The sequence below is a fragment of the Streptomyces longispororuber genome (genome assembly GCF_024448165.1).
In the GTDB taxonomy this organism is placed as follows: domain Bacteria; phylum Actinomycetota; class Actinomycetes; order Streptomycetales; family Streptomycetaceae; genus Streptomyces; species Streptomyces longispororuber_A.
Genome location: NZ_JAMOLN010000015.1, coordinates 1 through 20,106 on the forward strand (window position 1 = coordinate 1; position 20,106 = coordinate 20,106).

20 protein-coding genes are annotated in these 20,106 nt (G+C 72.4%); 12 read left to right on the forward strand and 8 right to left on the reverse strand.

Going from position 1 to position 20,106, the window contains the following annotated elements:
- A partial coding sequence (locus M4J07_RS06455) for an ROK family transcriptional regulator (protein WP_255968242.1) occupies positions 1-1,026 on the reverse strand: 1,026 nt, incomplete at its 3' end.
- 95 nt (positions 1,027-1,121) lie between these two features.
- On the opposite strand from M4J07_RS06455, the gene M4J07_RS06460 reads away from it, so the two are divergent.
- On the forward strand, positions 1,122-2,354 hold the full coding sequence (locus M4J07_RS06460) for an MFS transporter (RefSeq protein ID WP_255968244.1): 1,233 nt from the start codon (positions 1,122-1,124) through the stop codon (positions 2,352-2,354).
- Here M4J07_RS06460 and M4J07_RS06465 read toward each other — a convergent pair.
- Together M4J07_RS06465 and M4J07_RS06470 are read right to left on the reverse strand one after the other, a co-directional pair.
- On the reverse strand, positions 2,314-2,772 hold the full coding sequence (locus M4J07_RS06465) for an acyl-CoA thioesterase (protein ID WP_255968246.1): 459 nt from the start codon (positions 2,770-2,772) through the stop codon (positions 2,314-2,316). The two genes, M4J07_RS06460 and M4J07_RS06465, sit on opposite strands and share 41 nt — an antisense overlap.
- A 96-nt stretch (positions 2,773-2,868) precedes the next feature.
- Entirely contained in the window at positions 2,869-4,140 is a 1,272-nt protein-coding gene (locus M4J07_RS06470; protein ID WP_255968248.1) for an alginate lyase family protein, read from the reverse strand.
- A gap of 178 nt (positions 4,141-4,318) precedes the next feature.
- On the opposite strand from M4J07_RS06470, the gene M4J07_RS06475 reads away from it, so the two are divergent.
- Entirely contained in the window at positions 4,319-5,728 is a 1,410-nt protein-coding gene (locus tag M4J07_RS06475) for a uracil-xanthine permease family protein (protein ID WP_255968250.1), read from the forward strand.
- Here M4J07_RS06475 and M4J07_RS06480 read toward each other — a convergent pair.
- Positions 5,710-6,834 (reverse strand): glycoside hydrolase family 6 protein, encoded by a 1,125-nt coding sequence (locus tag M4J07_RS06480; protein ID WP_255968407.1) that lies wholly within the window; start codon positions 6,832-6,834, stop codon positions 5,710-5,712. The two genes, M4J07_RS06475 and M4J07_RS06480, sit on opposite strands and share 19 nt — an antisense overlap.
- Positions 6,835-7,005: 171 nt before the next feature.
- Here M4J07_RS06480 and M4J07_RS06485 point away from each other — a divergent pair, with 171 nt between their 5' ends.
- Complete coding sequence (locus M4J07_RS06485) at positions 7,006-7,719, forward strand: DUF5995 family protein (RefSeq protein ID WP_255968252.1); 714 nt, start codon at positions 7,006-7,008, stop codon at positions 7,717-7,719.
- 128 nt (positions 7,720-7,847) lie between these two features.
- Positions 7,848-8,777 carry an LLM class F420-dependent oxidoreductase gene (locus M4J07_RS06490; RefSeq protein ID WP_255968254.1) on the forward strand — a complete coding sequence of 310 codons (930 nt, stop codon included), beginning with the start codon at positions 7,848-7,850 and terminating at the stop codon, positions 8,775-8,777.
- Positions 8,778-8,792: 15 nt separating this feature from the next.
- Here M4J07_RS06490 and M4J07_RS06495 read toward each other — a convergent pair whose 3' ends face one another.
- The gene (locus M4J07_RS06495) at positions 8,793-10,496 is read right to left on the reverse strand and encodes a flavin monoamine oxidase family protein (protein ID WP_255968256.1); all 1,704 of its coding nucleotides are present in this window, start codon (positions 10,494-10,496) and stop codon (positions 8,793-8,795) included.
- Positions 10,497-10,835: 339 nt separating this feature from the next.
- Between M4J07_RS06495 and M4J07_RS06500 the strand changes: the two genes are divergently transcribed.
- Positions 10,836-11,399 carry a hypothetical protein gene (locus M4J07_RS06500; RefSeq protein WP_255968258.1) on the forward strand — a complete coding sequence of 188 codons (564 nt, stop codon included), beginning with the start codon at positions 10,836-10,838 and terminating at the stop codon, positions 11,397-11,399.
- A gap of 3 nt (positions 11,400-11,402) precedes the next feature.
- On the opposite strand, the gene M4J07_RS06505 is transcribed toward M4J07_RS06500, so the two are convergent.
- Complete coding sequence (locus M4J07_RS06505; RefSeq protein WP_255968260.1) at positions 11,403-11,855, reverse strand: Lrp/AsnC family transcriptional regulator; 453 nt, start codon at positions 11,853-11,855, stop codon at positions 11,403-11,405.
- 10 nt (positions 11,856-11,865) lie between these two features.
- Positions 11,866-13,344 carry an amino acid permease gene (locus tag M4J07_RS06510; RefSeq protein WP_255968262.1) on the reverse strand — a complete coding sequence of 493 codons (1,479 nt, stop codon included), beginning with the start codon at positions 13,342-13,344 and terminating at the stop codon, positions 11,866-11,868.
- A gap of 417 nt (positions 13,345-13,761) precedes the next feature.
- Here M4J07_RS06510 and M4J07_RS06515 point away from each other — a divergent pair, with 417 nt between their 5' ends.
- Genes M4J07_RS06515 through M4J07_RS06545 form a run of 7 tightly spaced genes read left to right on the forward strand, consistent with a single transcriptional unit; the run spans position 13,762 to position 18,573 of the window.
- Complete coding sequence (locus M4J07_RS06515) at positions 13,762-14,646, forward strand: STAS domain-containing protein (RefSeq protein ID WP_255968264.1); 885 nt, start codon at positions 13,762-13,764, stop codon at positions 14,644-14,646.
- Positions 14,647-14,660: 14 nt separating this feature from the next.
- The gene (locus M4J07_RS06520; protein ID WP_255968266.1) at positions 14,661-15,044 is read left to right on the forward strand and encodes an STAS domain-containing protein; all 384 of its coding nucleotides are present in this window, start codon (positions 14,661-14,663) and stop codon (positions 15,042-15,044) included.
- Positions 15,028-15,486, forward strand: a complete 459-nt coding sequence (locus M4J07_RS06525) for an ATP-binding protein (protein WP_374215004.1) — start codon at positions 15,028-15,030, stop codon at positions 15,484-15,486. The genes M4J07_RS06520 and M4J07_RS06525 overlap by 17 nt, the downstream gene beginning before the upstream one ends.
- Positions 15,483-16,502 carry a SpoIIE family protein phosphatase gene (locus tag M4J07_RS06530; protein WP_255968268.1) on the forward strand — a complete coding sequence of 340 codons (1,020 nt, stop codon included), beginning with the start codon at positions 15,483-15,485 and terminating at the stop codon, positions 16,500-16,502. The genes M4J07_RS06525 and M4J07_RS06530 overlap by 4 nt, the downstream gene beginning before the upstream one ends.
- The gene (locus tag M4J07_RS06535) at positions 16,499-17,731 is read left to right on the forward strand and encodes a PP2C family protein-serine/threonine phosphatase (protein WP_255968270.1); all 1,233 of its coding nucleotides are present in this window, start codon (positions 16,499-16,501) and stop codon (positions 17,729-17,731) included. Before M4J07_RS06530 ends, M4J07_RS06535 begins: the two co-directional genes overlap by 4 nt.
- Positions 17,728-18,156, forward strand: a complete 429-nt coding sequence (locus M4J07_RS06540) for an STAS domain-containing protein (RefSeq protein ID WP_255968272.1) — start codon at positions 17,728-17,730, stop codon at positions 18,154-18,156. The genes M4J07_RS06535 and M4J07_RS06540 overlap by 4 nt, the downstream gene beginning before the upstream one ends.
- A gap of 33 nt (positions 18,157-18,189) precedes the next feature.
- Positions 18,190-18,573, forward strand: coding sequence for an ATP-binding protein (locus tag M4J07_RS06545; RefSeq protein WP_255968274.1), 384 nt, complete (start codon positions 18,190-18,192; stop codon positions 18,571-18,573).
- Here the strand turns inward: M4J07_RS06545 and M4J07_RS06550 are convergent.
- A complete protein-coding gene (locus tag M4J07_RS06550; protein WP_255968276.1) occupies positions 18,570-20,012 on the reverse strand; it encodes a GuaB1 family IMP dehydrogenase-related protein in 1,443 nt (480 codons plus the stop codon). The genes M4J07_RS06545 and M4J07_RS06550 overlap by 4 nt on opposite strands.
- Between the last annotated feature and the right edge of the window lie 94 nt (positions 20,013-20,106).

Here is a 20,106-nt window from a genome sequence, read left to right on the forward strand (position 1 = left end):
CTCGGCGAGCGGTGCGCCGCCGGCCCGGCCCACCTCGCCCGCCAGGACGACGCAGCCCGGATCGAGCACGGCCACCACGGCGGCGGCGCCCAGCACCACCCGGTCGGCCAGCTCGTCGAGGAACCCGCTCGCGCCGTCCGCGACGGCCTCCCGCACCACGTCCGCCGCCCGCTCCACCGGCTCCCCGGCGGCCGCGAGCCCGTGCCCGGCGGCCAGGTCGAGGATGGCGGCGGATCCGGCCAGCGAGTGGAACCCGCCGTCGCAGCCGGTGGCCGAGGGCAGTCCGGTCGTCCCCGGCACCGGCAGGAAGCCCACCTCGCCGGTGCCGCCGGAGGCACCGCGGCGCAGCTTCCCGTCGAGGACGACGGCCGCCCCGATCCCGAGGCCGAGCCAGAGCAGGACGAACGTGTCGCGGTCGCGCGTGACGCCGTCCCGCTGCTCGGCGAGGGCGGCGAGGTTCGTCTCGTTCTCCACCAGCACGCGGGCGGGCAGCCGTTCCTGGAGCGCCTCGACGAGCCGCCGGTGCCATTCCGGCAGTCCCGACGAGTCCCGCAGTGCGCCGGTGGCGGGGTCGATGAGTCCGGGCGCGCCGACGCCGACGGTGTGCAGCCGCTCGGCGCCCGCCTCCTTCGCCGTCCGCTCGACGAGGGCGACCGCGCGCTCGACGGCCGCCCCGGTCTCCTCGCCGGCCTCGACCGGCAGGGACGCCTCGGCGAGGACCGAGCCGAGCAGATCGGCGACGACCAGGCGCACGCCCTCCGTGCGGACGTCGAGCGCGGCGAGGTGGGCGCGGCCGGCGACGATCCCGTACAGCCGGGCGTTCGGTCCGCGCCGCTGGGCACCCGCCTCCCCGACCACCGAGATCAGGCCGGAGTCGGTGAGGCGCTCGACGAGGTCGGCGACGGTGGGCCGGGACAGGCCGGTGAGCTGCTTCAACCGGCCTGCGGTGAGCGGGCCTTCCTCCTGGAGCAGACGCAGCGCGAGCCGGTCGTTGATGGCTCGGGCGGTCCTCGGCGATGCGGGCATGGCGGGATCCTACGCGGAAACGCACTAACTATCAGGCAGGGTTCCTGATAGTTTACGGCGGCACGCTGAGGGGACGCCTGGGGAGGGCCCGACGGATGGCTTACGGAATGGCCGACGGCACGTACGTGTCGCAGGAAGTGAAGCGGGCGCGGTACGCCGTCGCCGCCGTCTTCTGCATCCACGGATCGGTGACGGGATCGTTCGCGACCCGGGTGCCCTGGATCCAGGACCACACCGGGGTGAGCGCCGGGCAGCTCGGGTTCGCGCTCGCCTTCACCGCGTTCGGGGCGGCGGTCGCGATGCCGCTGGCCGGACGGGTGACTCACCGGTACGGCAGCCGCACCGCGCTGCGCGGGCTGCTCGCGCTGTGGACGCTGGCCCTGGTGCTGCCCGCGCTCGCGCCGAACCTGTGGACGCTGTGCCTGGCGATGTTCACGTACGGCGCCACGTCCGGCATGGCGGACGTCGCCATGAACGCGCTGGGGGTGGAGGTCGAGCAGCGGCTCCACCGGTCGATCATGTCCAGCCTGCACGGCATGTGGAGCGCGGGCGCGCTGATCGGTTCGGCGGCGGGCACGCTCGCCGCCCACCTGGGCTCGGACGCGCGCGTGCACCACGTCCTGGCCGCCCTCGTGCTGACCGTGCTCGGCGCCGTGGCCTGCCGGTGGGTGCTCGACCTGCGGCCGACGGAGGACGAGGAGCCGCCGCCGCGGTTCGCGCTGCCGCCGCGCGCGGCGCTGCTCATCGGCGCCGTCGGGTTCTGCGCGGTCTTCGCGGAGGGTGCGAGCCTCGACTGGTCGGCGGTGTACCTGCGGGACCAGCTGGACACCTCGGCCGGTCTCGCCGCGGCCTGCACCACCGGCTTCATGCTGACCATGGCGGTGGCCCGGCTGGCCGGCGACGTGACGGTGAACCGGTTCGGCGCGGTGCGCACGGTCCGGGCGGGCGGGGCGCTCGCGGCGGCCGGTGGCCTGCTGATCGTGCTGGCGGGGCATCCGGCCGTGGCCATGGGCGGGTTCGCGATGATGGGGCTCGGCATCGCGGTCGTCGTGCCGCTCTGCTTCGCGGCGGCCGGGCACAGCGGGCCGAACCCCAGTCAGGCGATCGCGGGCGTCGCGACCGTCACGTACACCTCGGGCCTGATCGCCCCCAGCCTGATCGGCGGGGTCGCCGAGGCGACCAGCCTGATGGTGTCGTTCGGGGTGGTGACGGTGCTGGCCTGCGGCCTGGTGGCGTTCGCCGGGGTGCTCCGGCCGAGCGACGGGCCGCGCGCGAAGCCGGCCGAGGTCAGCCCCGCGGGCGCAGCAGATCCTGCCCCGAAGCCCTGAACTCCTCGCTCCACGGCGCGGGGCGCAGCGTCGCCGGGTCCAGCCGGACCAGGACGCGCGTCCCGCGCGCGTACGTGACCGTGCCGTCCGCCGAGCAGAACCGGAAGCCGTACGTCAGACCGGTTCTGCCGAGCCGGTCGAGCCAGAGCTCCACGGCGTAGCCGCCGGGGGCCTTGACCGGGGCGTCGTAGGTGATCGTGAACTCCTTGACCGCGTTGCAGAAGTCGCCCGCGGCTTCCCAGTCGCCCTCGAAGACGAGGCCGCGCGCGTTCCACAGCGCGCCCCAGGCGCGCTCGACCATCACGGGATAGCGGGCGTTGTGCAGCAGGCCGAGCGCGTCCAGGTCGTCGAAGTGGACGGTGACGGGGACGAGACGGCCGTGGCTGACGGCGGGGGCGGCGAGGGCTTCGGCGGTCACGGATGGGGCTCCTGGTGCGGTGCGTACAAGAGCCCCATCGTACGACCTTGAACTAAGCAAACGCTCAGTCCACCGGCGTGACCTGGGCCTCAGCCGTCATCCGGCGATCGAGTCCAGCTGCTCGGCGGCCGGCCGCAGCGCCCAGAGGTCGCCGCCGGGCGGTGTCTCCAGGTGCGGGACGGCGGCCCGGGCCGCCGCGTCACCGGCGTCGGCCGCCGCGTGCACGACGTCGCTCGCCGCGAACCGCTTGAACTCCAGTTCCGGGTAGGGCCAGGCGGCGGCGCCGGTCGCCGCGGGCAGCAGCCGGCCCACGGCCTTGAACAGGCTCTGCCCGTCGGGCCCTTGGTACGCCCACAGATCGACGCCTACGTGGCGCCCGATGGCGGCGAGCCGGGTGTAGGCGACGAGGTCGAAGGTCGAGTAGTGCCAGCTGCGGGTGCGGGCCAGCTCCTGCGGCTGGGTGCCGTCGGCCGCGATCTGGGAGTCGATGCGCTTCGCCCGGGCGTCGAGGACGGTGCGGCGCGCGAGGCCGGTGTCGCCGGTCGCGTAGGCGAGGGCCGCGACCTGCATGTCGTAGAAGGTCCCGTGGTTGTTGTCGGCGGCGCCCTCCTGCTTGCCGAAGTCGCTGTTCACGAGCCAGCCGAGGAAGTCCTCGTTCCACTCCCCCATGCCCGCCCGGTCGCCCTTCGACCAGCCCGGGGCACCGTCCCCGAGGAGCGCCACGGCGTCGACCACGCTCGTGTACGACTGGGAGAAGTCGATGATGCCGATGGCGCGGCCGTCGTACTTGCACGGGATGAACTGGGCGTGGTCCAGGTTCGGGTTCATCTTCGTGTCCGCGTCGAGGAACCAGGTGCGCAGGACCTGCCCGGCCTTGACCGCGTACTGCTTCTTGCCCGTGTAGTACCAGGCCAGGGCCAGGTCGTAGGTGGAGTCGAAGACCTTCTCGACGTCCTGCCGGTCAGTGCCGGTGTCGACCTCCGGATTGCGCTGGCCGTCCTTCTGGACGTACGGGCAGCCCCACGGGTTGTCGGCGGTGGGGGCGGTCGTGGGCCACCAGTACGGGGCCTGGCTCAGATAGTCGTGGACGTCGCCGCCCGGCGCGGGCTTCGGCTTGTCGACGACGGTCCAGGGGCCCTGGTCGAGCCAGCCGTCCGCGCGGGCGCTCAGGTCCCGGACGGCCGCCCGGAGCGCGGGATCGCCGTGGGCGAGCCGCAGCCTGGTCTGCTGGAGGCGCTTGCCGTCGAGGACGGCGGTTCGAGGGGCGGACTCACGGGCGGCGGCGTCGGCGGTGGGAAGCAGTACGGCGGCGAGCGCGGCCGCCGCCGTGACCAGCGCACCGAGGCGCATCCGGGATCTTGCGCGCATCACACACTCCAGTCGTCTCAGTCATGGATGTGAACAGCGTTCGCCATATGGACCAGGAGGGAGCGTAGATCCGCCCGCCGCGTCAGGCAACGGTCACGGCAAGAACTCGCACTTACGTCGCATTAACATGAGGCGATCAATTCGAGCCACACCGGCACACAGAAAGCAGAGTGCGCACATGGACCTCGGCGTCCGCTGGAAACTGCACGGCGACGGGCGCACCCCGGCCCCCGGTGCCGTCGTCCGTCCCGACGAGCGGCTGTCCTGGCCGCGCACGATCGGGCTCGGCGCCCAGCACGTGGTCGCCATGTTCGGCGCCTCGTTCGTCGCGCCGGTGCTGATGGGTCTCGACCCGAACCTCGCGATCATGATGTCCGGTGTCGCCACGGTCATCTTCCTGCTCGCCACCAAGGGCCGGGTGCCCAGCTATCTGGGCTGCTCGCTCTCCTTCGTGGGCGTCGCGGCCGTGATCCGGGCGTCGGGCGGGACCAGCGCCACGGTCACCGGTGCCGTGTTCGTGGTCGGTGTGGTGCTGTTCCTGGTCGGTCTCGCCGTGCAGAAGTTCGGGGCCCGGATCATCCACGCCGCGATGCCGCCGATCGTCACCGGCGCCGTGGTCATGCTGATCGGCTTCAACCTGGCGCCGGTCACGGCCTCCACGTACTGGCCGGCCGACCAGTGGACGGCGCTGCTCGTCATGCTGTTCACCGGTTTGGCCGTGGTCTGCCTGCGCGGTTTCTGGTCGCGGATCGCGATCTTCCTCGGCCTGCTCTTCGGCTACGGCATCTCCTGGGTCTTCGACCGGATCTTCGGCAAGATCCACTCGGTGAGCGGCGGCACGGAGGCCGTCGACCACTGGCGGCTCGACCTGTCCGCCGTCGGCAAGGCGGACTGGATCGGCCTGCCGTCCTTCCACGCCCCGTCGTTCGAGTGGTCCGCGATCCTCGTGGCGCTGCCCGTCGTGATCGCCCTGATCGCCGAGAACGCCGGACACGTCAAGGCCGTCGGCGAGATGACCGGCGACAACCTCGACGGCAAGCTCGGCACCGCGATCTCCGCGGACGGCGCCGCGTCGATGCTCTCCACCGCGGTCGGCGGCCCGCCCAACACCACGTACTCCGAGAACATCGGCGTCATGGCGGCCACCCGCGTCTACTCGACGGCGGCGTACTGGGCCGCGGCCGGATTCGCGCTGCTCTTCGGCCTGTGCCCCAAGTTCGGCGCGATCGTGGCCGCGATCCCCGGCGGCGTGCTCGGCGGCATCACCGTCATCCTCTACGGCATGATCGGTCTGCTCGGCGCCCAGATCTGGATCAACGCCAAGGTGGATCTGCGCAACCCGCTGAACCTGGTGCCGGCCGCCGCGGGCATCATCATCGGCGTCGGCAACGTCTCCCTGAAGTTCACCGACAACTTCTCGCTCAGCGGCATCGCGCTCGGCACCATCGTCGTCATCACCGGCTACCACGTGCTGCGCGCGCTGGCTCCTGCCCACCTCAAGTCGCAGGAACCGCTGCTGGACTCGGGCACGTCGTCGTACGACGACAAGGGCGCGGCGGCCGCGAAGGATCAGTCGGCCAACTCGTAGGCGTAGTCGGGCGTGAACGTTCCCGGCTCGCCCTTGCAGCCGTCGGACTCGCCCGGCAGCTTGACCCACAGGTAGGCGTCGATCCCGGACTCACCGGTCCGCAGGGTCGGCGCCTGCCCCAGTTTCCGGCCGTCGGGGTCGCACCACTCGCCGCCCGCCGGGGCCCCGTTCCCGTTGCGGCTGGTGTCGATGACGGCGCCCAGACCGCTCGGCCCGCCCAGCGCGGCGAGCACCCGGCGCGCGTAGGCGGCCTCGTCCGCGGTCCGGTTGAAGTTCGAGACGTTGGTGAAGATCCCGTCGGACGAGGCGGCCGACGCGGCACCCGCCGCCCGCAGCCGCGCGGCCTGCGTCCCGGCCGGGTTCCAGTCGGAGTGGCCCGCGTCGTAGTAGACCCGGGCCCGCGGGTTCGCCGCCTTCATGACCCGGCCGGCCCGGGCCAGCGCCGCGTACCGGTCGGCCCGCTCCCCCGCGTCGAGGCACTCCGTCTGGGACAGCGCGTCCGGCTCCAGGATCACGATGACCTCCCGGGAGCCGAGCCCGGCCGCGAACCGGTCGATCCAGTCGTCGTACGCGCCGATGTCCGGTGCCCCGCCGTCGGAGGCCCCGCCGCAGTCCCGCTGGGGGATCGCGTACGGCACCACCACCGGCACCTGTCCCGCGGCCGACGCGGCCGACGTCACCGCGCGCACCCGCGAGGTGATCGTGGCGGGGGTGAAGTCGGCGAACCAGACGGCGGCCGGCCGGTCCGCTATCCGGGACTCGATGAGGGGGCGGCGCGGGTCGGAGCGGTTGGCCCGCACCCAGTCGAGGACCTGCGAGTCGCCGTGCCGGTACAGGCCGGTGGCGGGCGGCGGCGCGGAGGGCACGGTCGTCCTGCGGGGCCGGGCGGACGGCGACGCCTTCGGTTTCGGCTTCTTCGAACTCCGCCACGGGGAGGGCGAGTTGCTGGTCGGTGGCGGGTTCGTCACCGCGGGCACCGGCAGCATGCTCGGCGACGCGCTCACGGTGGGGCGCGCCTCGTCGCCGCCGTCCGGGCCGCTGTCGAGCGCGGACACCAGGCCCGCGACCGTCCCGACGGTCGCCACGACCGAGGCGGCCGCGACCATCGCGCCCCGTGCCGCCGCCCGCCGTCGGACGGCGCGCCGCTCGGCGAGCCGCCGCGCACGTAACCCTGACACCGTGCACTCCCCCCTCGATCCGGCCCGCCGTTCCCTCGTTCTGGGGAAGCCCCCGGCCAGCCGACACCCGCGCAAGGCTACGGCTGGGACGCTGCCTGCATGGCGCAGTTGGAACGGATCACAGGGGCCCGGATCCCGGCCCAAGGGGTCGACTCGGTGCTCGCGAGGATGCGCGCGCTCGGCGCGGATCTGCCGCCGGGCGACGGGATCGCCGTCTTCAACCGGGTCTACCTCTCGGTCACGGAGGCGATCGACCGGGCCATCGGCACCGGTGCGGCGGGCGGCTTTCCCGACCGGGCCGCGGCGATCACGCTGGACGTCCGCTTCGCCGAGCGCTATCTCACGGCCGTCGACGCGGCGGTGTGCGGGGTGCGCCCGCCCGCCTGCTGGCGGCCGCTGTTCCAGTTCCGCCGCCATCCCGGGGTACGCCCGCTGCAGTTCGCGCTCGCGGGCATCAACGCGCACATCGGCCACGACCTGGCGCTCGCCGTGGTGGACACCTGTCGTACGCTCGACTGCGAACCCGGTTGCCTGGAGGACGAGTTCGAGCGCGTGGGTGATCTCCTCGTCTCGCTGGAGGAGAGCATCCGCGAAGAGCTGATGCCGGGTCCGGACCTTCTCCAGGTCGCCGATCCGCTCACCCATCTGCTCGGCTCGTGGAGCCTGGAGCGGGCCAGGGACGGTGCGTGGGCGGCGGCCCGCGCCCTGTACGCCCTGCGGGAACTGCCGTCCGTGGCGGCCGAGTTCACCCATCGCCTGGACACGACGGTGGGCCTGGTGGGGCGGATGCTGCTCACGCCACTCCCCGACTGAATCCGGCCGTCCCTGGCGTCCCACCCGGAACTCCCCCGAGATGTCTGTACGTTGAAGCGTTCGAGACGGCCGCGCCCGCGACGACGGACGACGACACGCCTGACGCACGCATGACGAAGGAGCCCGGCATGACGACCCGACTCGGCCTCAGCCTCCCGCAGATGAAGCACTACGACCTCGGCCGTGACGTCGCCGAGGTGGCCCGCACCGCGGAGGACATCGGGTACGAGAGCCTGTGGGTGTTCGAGCGGATCCTGTTCCCCGAGCCCGCCACCCAGGGGCTGTACGGCATCCCGGGACTGCCCTGGCCCGACCAGTACCGCTCGGTCGCCGACCCGCTGATCACGCTCACCCTGGCGGCGTCCGCGACGTCCCGGGCCCGGCTCGGCACCAGCGTCCTGGTGGCACCGCTGCACATCCCCTTCCAACTGGCCCGTTCCCTGGCCTCGTTGGACGCGGCGAGCGGCGGCCGGGTGGTCGCCGGGCTCGGCACGGGCTGGTCGCACGACGAGTACGCGGCGGCGTCGGTGGCACCGTTCGAGAAGCGCGGCAAGGTCCTGGACGAGCTGATCGACGTGTGCCACGCGGTGTGGGGGCCCGACCCGGTCGCGTACGAGGGCGAGCTGACGACCGTCGCCCCGTCCGAGGTCGGCCCCAAGCCGGCCCGCCCGATCCCGATCCTGCTGCCGGCGAACGCACCGAAGGCGCTGCACCGCCTGGTGGACCGGGCGGACGGCTGGATGCCCGTCGCGATGGGCGCCGAGCAGCTCAAGCAGCAGTGGGCGGACCTCCAGGCCGTGGCGGAGCAGCGGGGTCGCACCGCTCCGCTGCAGACCGTGCTGCGGGTGAACACGACGTACACGCGCGAGGCGTACACGGGCGACGACCGCCGCCCGTTCCAGGGCAGCGTGGACCAGATCGTCCAGGACCTGGTCGCGCACGACGAGGTCGGGCTCGACGAGATCCTGATCGACGTGCAGGGCCGGGTCCGCGACGCCCAGGAGCTCCAGGACGTCGCGGCGGAGGTCTACGAGAAGGCGCGGGCCGCCGGAGTCTGAGTCCGGCCGGGACGGTCAGTCCTCCGGGAGTTCGACCGGGGCGATCGACTCGTACAGGTCGCCCGGACCCGGGTTGGTCGCGTCGGTCGTCCCGCCGAGGTGGTGCATGACGCCCCACACCGCGTTCAGCGCCGTCTGCACCGCGCCCTCGGCCCAGCCGGCCGTCCACGAGATGTCGTCGCCGGCGAGGAAGATGCCCCGCCGGTCCTCGGGCAGGCCGTCCTGCATGAAGTGCGTGAACAGGCGCCGCTGGTAGCGGTAGTGCCCGGGCAGGTTCGCCTTGAACGCGCCCATGAAGTACGGCTCGTTCTCCCAGGACACGGTCACCGGGTTGCCGATGATGTGCTTGCGGATGTCGACCTTGGGATAGATCTCGCCGAGCGACTTCAGCATCACTTCGAGGCGCTCGTTCGCGGACAGCGGCAGCCACTTCAGGCTGTCGTCGCACCAGGTGTAGGAGAGGCAGATGACGGCGGGCTTGTCCGGCCCGTCGTCCAGCAGGTAGGTGCCGCGGGTCATCCGGTCGGTGAGCGTCATCGACATGACGTCGCGCCCGGTGGTCTCGTCCTTGTCGAGCCAGAACGGCCGGTCGACCGGCACGAACAGCTTGCTCGACTCCATGTAGTGGGTGCGCTCGATCGCCGTCCAGTGGTCGATCGGGAACAGCTCGTCGTCGCACGCCACCTTCGACAGCAGCATCCACGACTGCGCGGTGAAGATCGCCGCCTTGTACGTGCGGATGTCGCCGTCGGCGTCCGTCACGGTGATGTGGTTCCCGGCGGTCCGGGCGAGCCGGGTCACGGCGGGCCGCGGCTTGCCGGCGGCGTGCAGCGTGGCGAGGGACGTCCCGTACGCCCAGTTCACGATCTTCTCGGGCGTCCGCTCCCACAGCCGCAGCGGCAGCTGCTGCGAGCCACCGACGATGCCGCGGTGGTGGTCGTCGGCCTCGGTGTAGACGACGCGCAGGATCTCCAGGATGGAGTTCGGGAAGTCGGTGTCCCAGCCGCCCGTGCCGAAGCCGACCTGGCCGAAGATCTCGCGGTGGCGGAACGACTTGAACGCCTCGGACTCGCAGAGGAACCCGTAGAAGGTCTGGTTGTCGAGCTTCTCGACGAGCTTCGCCCAGATCTCCCGGATCCGCGGCACGTCGCGCTCGCGCATCGCCTGGTTCATGTCGGAGAAGTCGGCGCCCTCGTCGAGGCACTTGTTCCAGGCGGCGGCGACGTCGCGGTAGACCTGCGGCAGGTCGTCGATCGTCTCGGCGTAGTGGGACTCGCCCTTGAGGTCGACGACGGTCGACGGCGTGGCGGCGGAGAGCGGGTTGGGGAACGGGCTGGTCTCCAGGCCCACCAGGTCGATGTAGTGCTGCAGCGCCGTCGACGAGGGCGGGAAGCGCATGGCGCCCATCTCGGCGGTCAGCCCGGCCGCGTCCGGCGGGGTCCCGTCGAAGCCGACCGTGCGCAGCCGCCCGCCGATCCGGTCCGCCTCGTACACGACGGGCTTGAGGCCCATCTTCATCAGCTCGTACGCGGCGACCACGCCGGACAGGCCGCCGCCGATGACGGCGACCTCGGTGCCGTGCTCGGTCGCGGGTATCTGGCCGAGGCCCGCCGGGTGGGCGAGGAAGTCGTCGTACGCGTAGGGGAAGTCCGGGCCGAACATGGTGATCGGCGGCTGCGCGTCGGTGTGCTGGACGGCGGTGGGCACCGTGGACGTCATGGGGTGCGGACTCCTCGCGGATACGGAGCGGTCGGGGCAGGGCGGATCGCCGCCGTCACGGGCGTGGGGGACAAGCCGGGGGGATCGGAAAGACGGTACGTTTCCGCTGGTCGGCGGGACAAGACGGGACCGTTGCGTCTGAGGATGCGATCCGTTGCGCCTGGGGCCCGCGCGGCGGCGATTCGTTGCGCGCTCCGGTGAGCCCCCGGTAGCAGAGCGTCTCCCCCGCGCGGCGGAGCCGGGTCCCGACCGTGGTCCGACGTGCCGGGGGCGTCCCCCGGGAGATCGTTCTCACACCCGGAAGGACCGGGCGAGCACGGTGATCACAGGGGGTTTCCCATGGCACGCACGCGGATCCTGGTGGCGACGGCGATGGCGCTGCTGGTGGCGGCGACCGGCACGGCGGCGGCGGGCGTCGACCTCGACGGCCCGCACACCGCGCGGCACCAGGCGGCCGCCCGCGAGGCCGCGGCGCTGACCGGCTCGGCCAAGCTGTACCGGCCGTACGGCGACGACATCACGTTCACGTTCGACGCGCATCTGGCCGCGAAGGACAACATGCGGCCGGAGAAGGCGTACGGCACCTTCTCCTTCAGCCACTACGTGGACGGCGGGGGCGGCTGGGCGAAGGGCCGGATCGACTGCCTGGTGACCGGCGGGAAGACGGCGGTGATGACGGGGATCGTCACGGACTCGGACACCCCGCACAAGGGCAGGAGGGTCGGCATCAGCGTCACGGACGACGGCCGGCACGACCGGGTCGGCTACAGCTGGATGAGCGCGGACGCGGACGAGCTGACGGTGCCGCGCTGCACGAGCCTGCCGCCCTTCGAGACGATCAAGAAGGGCAGCGGCGACTTCCAGGTGCTCCAGTGGTACCCGGAGTACCCGACGCGGCCGTAGGGGTCAGGCGGGCGAGCCGGAGGTGAAGCGGCGCATCAGCGGGGAGAGCACCAGCACGGACTTGGTCCGCTCGACGAAGGGCTCCCCGGCGATCCGCTCCAGGACCCGCTCGAAGTGCCGCATGTCGGAGGCGAAGACCTGCACGAGGGCGTCCGCCTCACCGGTGACGGTGGAGGCGGCCGCGACCTCGGGATACCGCTCCAGACCTCGCCGGATCGCGTCCGGCGAGGTGTTGCGGCGGCAGTAGATCTCGATGAACCCCTCGGTCTCCCAGCCGAGCGCGGCCGGGTCGACCCGCACGGTGAAGCCGGTGATCGCCCCGGTGGCCCGCAGCCGGTCCACGCGCCGCTTCACGGCGGGCGCGGAGAGGCCGACGAGCTGCCCGATGTCGGCATAGGAGCGACGGGCGTCCTCGGCGAGGGCGTGCACGATGCGTTCGTCGAGATCGTTCAGCAAGGCAGGCGGTTCACTTCTGGGCTGCGGGGGCGGGGTCCTGCGAGAGGCGCGAGCGGCGCATCCCGTAGCAGAAGTAGAACACGAGCCCGACGACCATCCAGACACCGAAGACGATCCAGGTGATGGCGGACAGACTGCCCATCATCCAGACACAGAACGCGAAACCGAGGACGGGCAGCACCGGCGACAGCGGCACCCGGAAGGTGCGCGGCATGTCGGGTCGGGTCCGGCGCAGCACGATCACGGCGATGTTGACCAGGGCGAACGCGAAGAGCGTGCCGATGCTGGTGGCGTCGGCCAGCTGGCCCAGCGGGATGGCCGCGGCGAGCACACCGCAGAACAGGGAGACGATGACGGTGTTGGCGCGCGGCGCGCCCGTCTTCGGGTGCACCTTGGCGAACACCTTGGGCACCAGGCCGTCGCGGGACATCGCGAAGAGGATGCGGGTCTGGCCGTACAGCACGGTCAGCACGACGGACGCGATGGCGATGACGGCCCCGGCGGCGAGCAGCGTGGCCCAGAACGACTGGCCGGTGACGTCCTTCATGATCCCGGCGAGCGCGGCCTCGGAGTCGCTGAAGTGCTGCCACGGGCGGGCGCCGACGGCGACCGCGGCGACGAGCACGTACAGCGCGGTGACGATGACGAGCGACAGCATGATGGCGCGCGGCAGGTCGCGCTGGGCGTTCTTCGCCTCCTCACCGGCGGTGGAGGCGGCGTCGAAGCCGATGTAGGAGAAGAACAGCGTGGCGCCGGCGGCGCTGACACCGGCCATGCCGAGCGGCATGAAGTGCTCGTAGTTGCCGGACTGGAAGCCCTTGAGACCGATGGCGCAGAAGAGGACCAGCGCGGCTATCTTCACGCACACCATGATCGTGTTGGCGCGCGCGGACTCCTTGGCGCCGCCCAGCAGGAACGCCATGGCGAGCAGCACCACGATGAGCGCGGGCAGGTTGAAGATGCCGCCGTCGCCGGGCGGCGCGGACAGCGCGTCCGGGATGGTGACGCCGATGGTGCCGTCGAGCAGTTCGTTGAGGTACTCGCCCCAGCCGACGGCCACGGCGGCGACCGAGACGCCGTACTCCAGCACCAGGCACCAGCCGCACACCCAGGCGACGAGCTCGCCCATCGTTGCGTATGCGTACGAGTAGGAGGACCCGGCGACCGGGATCGTGCCGGACAGCTCGGCGTACGAGAGCGCCGAGAAGAGGGCCGTGAGACCCGCGATCACGAAGGACAGCGTGACGGCGGGGCCGGCCTTGGGAACGGCCTCGCCGAGCACCACGAAGATGCCGGTGCCGAGCGTGGCACCGATGCTGATCATGGTCAGCTGCCAGAGACCGAGGGAGCGCCGCAGCGAACCGCCCTCACCCTGGCCGCCCTCCGCGACCAGGCGTTCCACCGGCTTGCGCCGCATGAGACGGGTACCGATTCCCACGGGTGCGGGGGCGGTCCGGGGGGTGCGCGGGGGTGCGCCGTGATCGAGCACGGGCCGGCTCCTTCATCGCTGCCAGTTGAGGCTGCGGGGAACGCGGCGGCCCACGCCCTGACCGGGGGACCGCCGAGCAGGCCGTCCCCCGCCACGCCACGTACAGCGGATGACTCTAAGGGACGCAGCTTCCCAGCTGTAATGCAGCAACCTTGCGCACCGTCGCACGATCGTTGCGCGTATCCGCACGAGGCGCATGTTCATTGCGGTGCCCGTTTCGTCTGTTGCGCCGCGTGTGGCGGAGGTCACGGCTCGCTCGCGGGAGTGAACCCGGTGGAGCGGGGTATTCGCAAGGGCTGCCCCCGCCGTCGGTCCCGGGTGATGATCGGTCATCAACCCTGGCGACGGCCGGGGCAGTTGAGGGTGTGCATCATGTGCAGGACGCACACGTACGGCGAATCTGTCTGAGAGGGGCTTGTGAGTATCAGCGAGAGCGACATCCGCGGTCTGCTGCTGGAGGCACTGCGGGACCAGGAGGAGCAGATCGCCGCCCGGTGGACGGCGCTCCAACTGGAACAGGCGGCACTGGGCACCGACATGAGCGAGAGCGAGCTGCGCGAGGAGGCGGTGCTGCTCGTCGACGCGCTCACCGAGGCACTGGCCAGCGACACTCCGGTGGGACGTCTGGTGACCTCGCACCACAACCTGCGCACGACGGTCACCGAGCTGTCGCTGCGCCGGGTGCGGGCGGGTGCCACCCCCACCGACACCTCGCTGGCGGTGCTCTCCCTCAAGGAGGCGCTGCTCGCGGCCGTGCAGCACACCACGCGGGACATGGGTGAGCTGTTCGCCGCGGCGAACTTCGTCAACCGGATGCTGGACGCGGCGGGCGCGCTCTCCTTCGAGACGTACGTCGAGGGGCGCGAGGAGATCATCCAGCGGCAGAGCCGTCAGCTGATGGAACTGTCCACGCCCGTCGTGCGGTTGTGGAAGCACGTCCTGGCCGTCCCGCTCATCGGCACCCTGGACACGGCACGCACCCAGATCGTCATGGAGTCGCTGCTGCAGGCGATCCAGGACGACGAGGCCAAGGTCGCCATCATCGACATCACCGGTGTGCTGACCGTCGACACGGCGGTCGCCCAACACCTGATGCACACCGTCAACGCGGTCCGGCTGATGGGCGCGGACTGTGTCATCAGCGGCATCCGTCCGCCCATCGCCCAGACCATCGCCCAGTTGGGGATCGACCTGTCCACCATCCTGACCCGTGCCACCCTGGCCGACGCCCTGGCCGCGGCGGTCAAGCTCACGGACCAGCCCGCCGTCGGGTTCGCCGTCACCGGCTCGGCACCGCGGTGAATCCTCCGCGCCCGATGGGCGTTCCCATCCTGCGGTTCGGCGACGTCCTGGTGACGGGACTGCTCGCCGAGCTCGACGACCGGTCCGCGCTGGCCTTCACGGACGAGCTGACCGAGCGGATCACGGCCGACCACGCCCGCGGTGTCCTCATCGACATCTCGCGGCTGGAGGTCATCGACTCGTTCGTGGCCCGCACGCTCATGGAACTGACCAACATGGCACGGCTGTTGGGGGCCCGGGTGATCGTCGCCGGGATGCGGCCGGCCGTGGCCATCACCCTGGTCGAGCTGGGGATCCAGCTGACCGGTGTGGAGACCGCGCTCAACGCCGAGCAGGGCCTGACGGCACTCGGCTGGCAGCGGACCCTGGAGAGCCGTGACCATGACCATGTCGGATGAGCGCAGCCCGAGCGCGACGCACGCCGACGACGCCCAGGTGAACGTCCGCCGCACCTACGACGTGCGGTCGGACGACGACCTGCTGACGGTCCGGCACGCCGTGCGCGCCGCCACCGTCGAGTGCGCCTTCGGCCTGGTCGACCAGACCCGCGTGGTGACCGCCGCCAGCGAACTCGCGCGCAACGCCTATGTGCACGGCAAGGGCGGCACCCTCATCGTCGAACTGCTCACCAGGAGAGGAGGCAGCGGCATCCGGCTGGTGATCCAGGACGACGGCCCCGGCATCCCGGACCTCGGCGCGGCCCTGACGGACGGCTGGACGACCGGCAACGGCCTCGGCCACGGCCTGGGCGGCGCCCGGCGCCTGATGGACGAGTTCCACGTCGAGACCCGTCCCGGCGCCGGGACGACGGTGACCGCCGTGCGCTGGACGAACCGATGACCGGGTCCGCCGATCCCGCGGTGACCGCACAGGTCCTCGTCGACCACCCCAGCGCGGTGCACCACGCGGCCGGGCTGGCCCGCGCGGCGGCGGCGGCCGGCGGGCTCGACGGCACCGCGGCCGAGCGGGCCGCGGTGCTCACCAGTGAGCTCGCGGAGAACCTGCTGCGGCACGCGGTCGGTGGCGCCGTCTACGTGCAGCGGCACCCCCAGGGGCGCGGCATCGACGTGGTCGCGATCGACCGGGGGCCCGGGATGGCGCAGCCCGACCGGGCCATGGTCGACGGGTTCAGCACCGCCGGGTCCGGGTCGCTCGGCTCCGGCATGGGCGCGGCGCGACGGCTGGCGGACGAGCTGACGCTGCGCACGCTGCCCGGCGTCGGCACGCTGATCTGCGCCCGGTTCCACGCGCCGGGCGCGGCGCCGGCCCGCTCCGACGTCGGCCTGCTGTGTCTGCCGCTGCGCGGCGAGCAGGAGTGCGGGGACAGCGCGGCCGTGGTGGACGCGCCGGGCGGCCGCACCGTGGTGGTGGTCGACGGCCTCGGCCACGGCGCGGAGGCCGCGGAGGCGAGCGCCGCCGCGGTGGCCGTGTTCCGCGAGGCGGCCGAGCGGCCGCTGCCCGAGCTGCTGTCGACGATGGACCGGGCGCTGCGCGGCGGACGCGGGGCGGCGGTGGGCCTGGTCCGGCTGCGACCGGGGACGGTGGAGCACTGCGGGATCGGGAACGTCCGCGTCCTGCTCACCGCGCACGACGGCGTGCACTCCCGGGACGTGGGCCGGCCCGGCGTGGTCGGCTGGAACATGCCGCGCCCGCAGGCCCGTTCGGTACCGGTGCCGGAGGGCTGCGCGGTCGTCGTGCACACCGACGGCATCCGGTCCCGCTGGGCGGACTCCGCGACCCCGTTCCTGCTGGGGCTGCCGCCCCGGCTGCTCGCCGCCGCCCTGGGGCACGGCCACCGCAGCGCCCGCGACGACGCGACCGTCCTGGTCTCCGGGGCGGCAAGGAGGAACACATGACCGATCAGGAGGCGGCAGCGTCACGCAGCACGACCCACCGCTCCCTGCCCGAGCTGCGGTCCGCGGTGCGCACCCTGGCGGCCGGGCTGCGGCTGCCCGCCGAGCTGCGCACCAGGCTGACCCTGTCCGTGGCCCGGGTCGCCGAGCCCGAGCTGCGGGCAGGGCGTCTCGTCACCCTGGAGACGCGGCCGGAACAGGACTTCGTACGGCGGGAGTTGACGGTGCTGCTGCGGGCCCCTTACGCCCCGTGGCCCGCTCCCGTGGAGGGGCTGCCGCTGCCCGCGCGGCGCGAGGCGGACGCGACGGTGTGGCGGCTGCCGCTGCCCGGGACCCCGGGCCCGGGCGGCCCCGGCCAGCAGTCCTCCGTGGAACTCCTGGAGGAGGAGCTGCGGGCCGCCGTGGCCCGGGCCGAGGCGCTGGAGGCCGACCGGCGCAACCTCACCCACGAACTGGACGAGACCAACAGCGGGGTCCTCGCCCTGTACGTGCAGTTGGAGGAGCGCGACGAGCAACTGCGCCGCGCCCACGGCCAGATGCTGCGTGAGCTGGAGGACGCGCTGCGCCCCGGCCCCCTGAAGGTCGGCGGCCTGGAACTGGCCATCCACTACGCCCCGGCCGGCACGGACGCCCCCACCGGCGGCGATCTGTACGACTGGTTCCAACTGCCCGACGGCACTGTGCACATCACCGTCGTCGACGCCCTCGGCCACGGCCTCACCAGTACCCGCAGCGCCCTGAACGTGACCCACGCCGTACGCACCCTCACCCTGGAGGGCCACCCGCTGGAGACGGTCGTCGCGCGCACCGACGAGATCCTGCTGCCCTACGACCGGGAGCTGATGGCCACCGTCCAGCTCGTCCGGATCGATCCGGTCGCCGGCCGCCTCACCCTCGCCAACGGCAGCCATCCGCCACCCCTGCTGGTGCGCGAGGACGGCAGCGCCCGGTTCCTCGAAGTGCGCGGCCGGGGCATCGGATACCCGCTGGCGGGCAGCGAAGGACTGTGGCACGAGGAGCTCGCGCCCGGCGATCTGCTCGTGCTGTACACGGATGGTCTCACCGAGAGCCGCCGCGACCCCTACGAGGGCGAGCGCCGGCTCACGACGGCGGCCGTCCGCCACCGGCACCGTCCCACCGAAGAGATCCCCGGCGCCCTCGCCAAGGAGATGCACACCGTGATCCTGCACCCGGACGACACCCTCGCCCTGACCGTACGGAGAACCCGATGACCCCCACGGACCCCGGGGCCGTGCCCGACGGCCCGGCAGCCTCGGACGGGCCGGACGGGCCGGACGGGCCGGACGGGCCGCACACCGTGCTCGCCCTGGCCACGTCGGCGGGCCCGGACGGCCCGCTCGTCACGCTCACCGGCGACCTCGACTACGAGACGGCGCCGCGGCTCCTGGAGTCCGTGGCGGCGCTGGACGCCCCGGCGGGCACCACCGTGACGCTCGATCTGTCGGGCGTGGGGTTCTTCGACTCGGGCGGCATCAACGCGCTGTTGCGGGCCAGGACGTCACTGCGGAACCGGGACGCCGACCTCACGGTGCGCCGCCTTTCCCCGGTCGTCGAGCGGATATTCCGGATCACCGGTCTCGATACGGTTCTCACTCCCGGCGCATCCGGGGACGGTGAAGATCCGACGGGCGGGTAGCCGGTACGCATGGAGATCGTGGTGGACGGTCCCTTGACGGGGACTCAGGCCCGGCACACCGCCGCTCGCTTCCTGGCGGAACACTGCCCGTGGGCCGACAAGGATGCCGTACTGCTCGTCGTCTCGGAGCTGGTCGCCAACGCGGCCCGGCACACCGGGGCCCTGGCCCGGCTGCGGCTGCGCGCCGATCCGGTCGGGCTCGCGGTGTCGGTGGAGGACGACGACCCGAAGCTGCCGGAGCCGCGCGCCCCCGACCTGGACGGCGGGGGCGGTTTCGGCTGGCACGTGGTGGAACGCCTCGCGGAACGGCTCGCGGTCAGACCGGCGCCGGGCGGCAAGTGCATCGAGGCGGCGTGGGCCGCGCCACCGGCCCTGACCCACGCCGTCCCCGACCAGCGACTGTCGACCGGCGACTAGCTCCAGCTGGCGTGCAGCGGCTTGCCCTCCGCGTAGCCGGCGGCGGACTGGATGCCGACGACGGCCTTCTCCTCGAACTCGGCGAGGGAGTTGGCACCCGCGTACGTGCAGGACGAGCGGACGCCCGCGATGATCGAGTCGATCAGGTCCTCGACGCCCGGACGCTGCGGGTCGAGGAACATCCGCGAGGTGGAGATGCCCTCCTCGAAGAGCGCCTTGCGGGCGCGGTCGTACGCGGACTCGTCCGACGTCCGGTTCTTCACGGCGCGGGCCGAGGCCATGCCGAAGGACTCCTTGTAGGCACGGCCCTTGGCGTCGTGCTGGAGGTCGCCGGGGGACTCGTAGGTGCCGGCGAACCAGGAGCCGATCATCACGTTCGACGCGCCGGCCGCGAGGGCCATGGCGACGTCGCGCGGGTGCCGGACGCCACCGTCGGCCCACACGTGCTTGCCGTACTTCTTCGCCTCGGCGGCGCATTCCAGGACGGCGGAGAACTGCGGCCGGCCGACGCCGGTCATCATGCGCGTGGTGCACATGGCGCCGGGGCCGACACCGACCTTGATGATGTCCGCGCCGGCCTCGATGAGGTCCTTGACGCCCTCGGCGGCCACGATGTTGCCCGCCACGATCGGCACCTGCGGGTCCAGCGCGCGCACGGTCCTGATGGCGCTGATCATCGACTCCTGGTGGCCGTGGGCCGTGTCGATGACGAGGGTGTCGACGCCCGCGTCGAGCAGCTGCTTGGCCTTGCCCGCCACGTCGCCGTTGATGCCGACGGCGGCGGCGATGCGCAGCTTTCCGTCCGCGTCGGTGGCCGGGGTGTACAGGGTCGCGCGCAGGGCGCCCGTACGGGTGAGGATGCCGGCCAGCCTGCCGTCCTTGTCGACCGCGGGGGCGTAGCGGCGGTTGGCGCCGTCCAGCTTGTTGAACGCGTCGCGCGGGTCGATGTCCGCGTCGAGCAGCAGCAGGTCCTTCGACATGACCTCGGAGAGCTGCGTGAAGCGGTCGACTCCGGTCAGGTCCTGGTCGGTGACGACGCCGACGGGGCGCTGCTCGTCGTCCACGACCACGCCCGCGTTGTGCGCGCGCTTGGGCAGCAGCGCCAGCGCGTCGGCGACGGTCTGCGACGGGGCCAGGACGATCGGGGTGTCGAGCACCAGGTGGCGCGTCTTGACCCAGGAGATGACCTCGGTGACGACCTCGATCGGGATGTCCTGGGGGATGACCACGAGCCCGCCGCGACGGGCCAGGGTCTCGGCCATCCGGCGCCCGGCGATCGCGGTCATGTTGGCGACGACCAGCGGGATCGTGGTGCCCGTGCCGTCCGGCGAGGCGAGGTCCACGGCCTGCCGGGAGCCGACGGCGCTCCGGCTCGGCACCATGAAGACGTCGTCGTACGTCAGGTCGTACGCGGGCTTGATGTCATTGAGGAAACGCACGTGCGGACATCCCAGTCGCTAGAAGGGAGCCCCGGAAGGATGCCGCCGGGGCACAAAGCACGTACTTCATTTTCCCACGCGTGCTCCAGGAGCG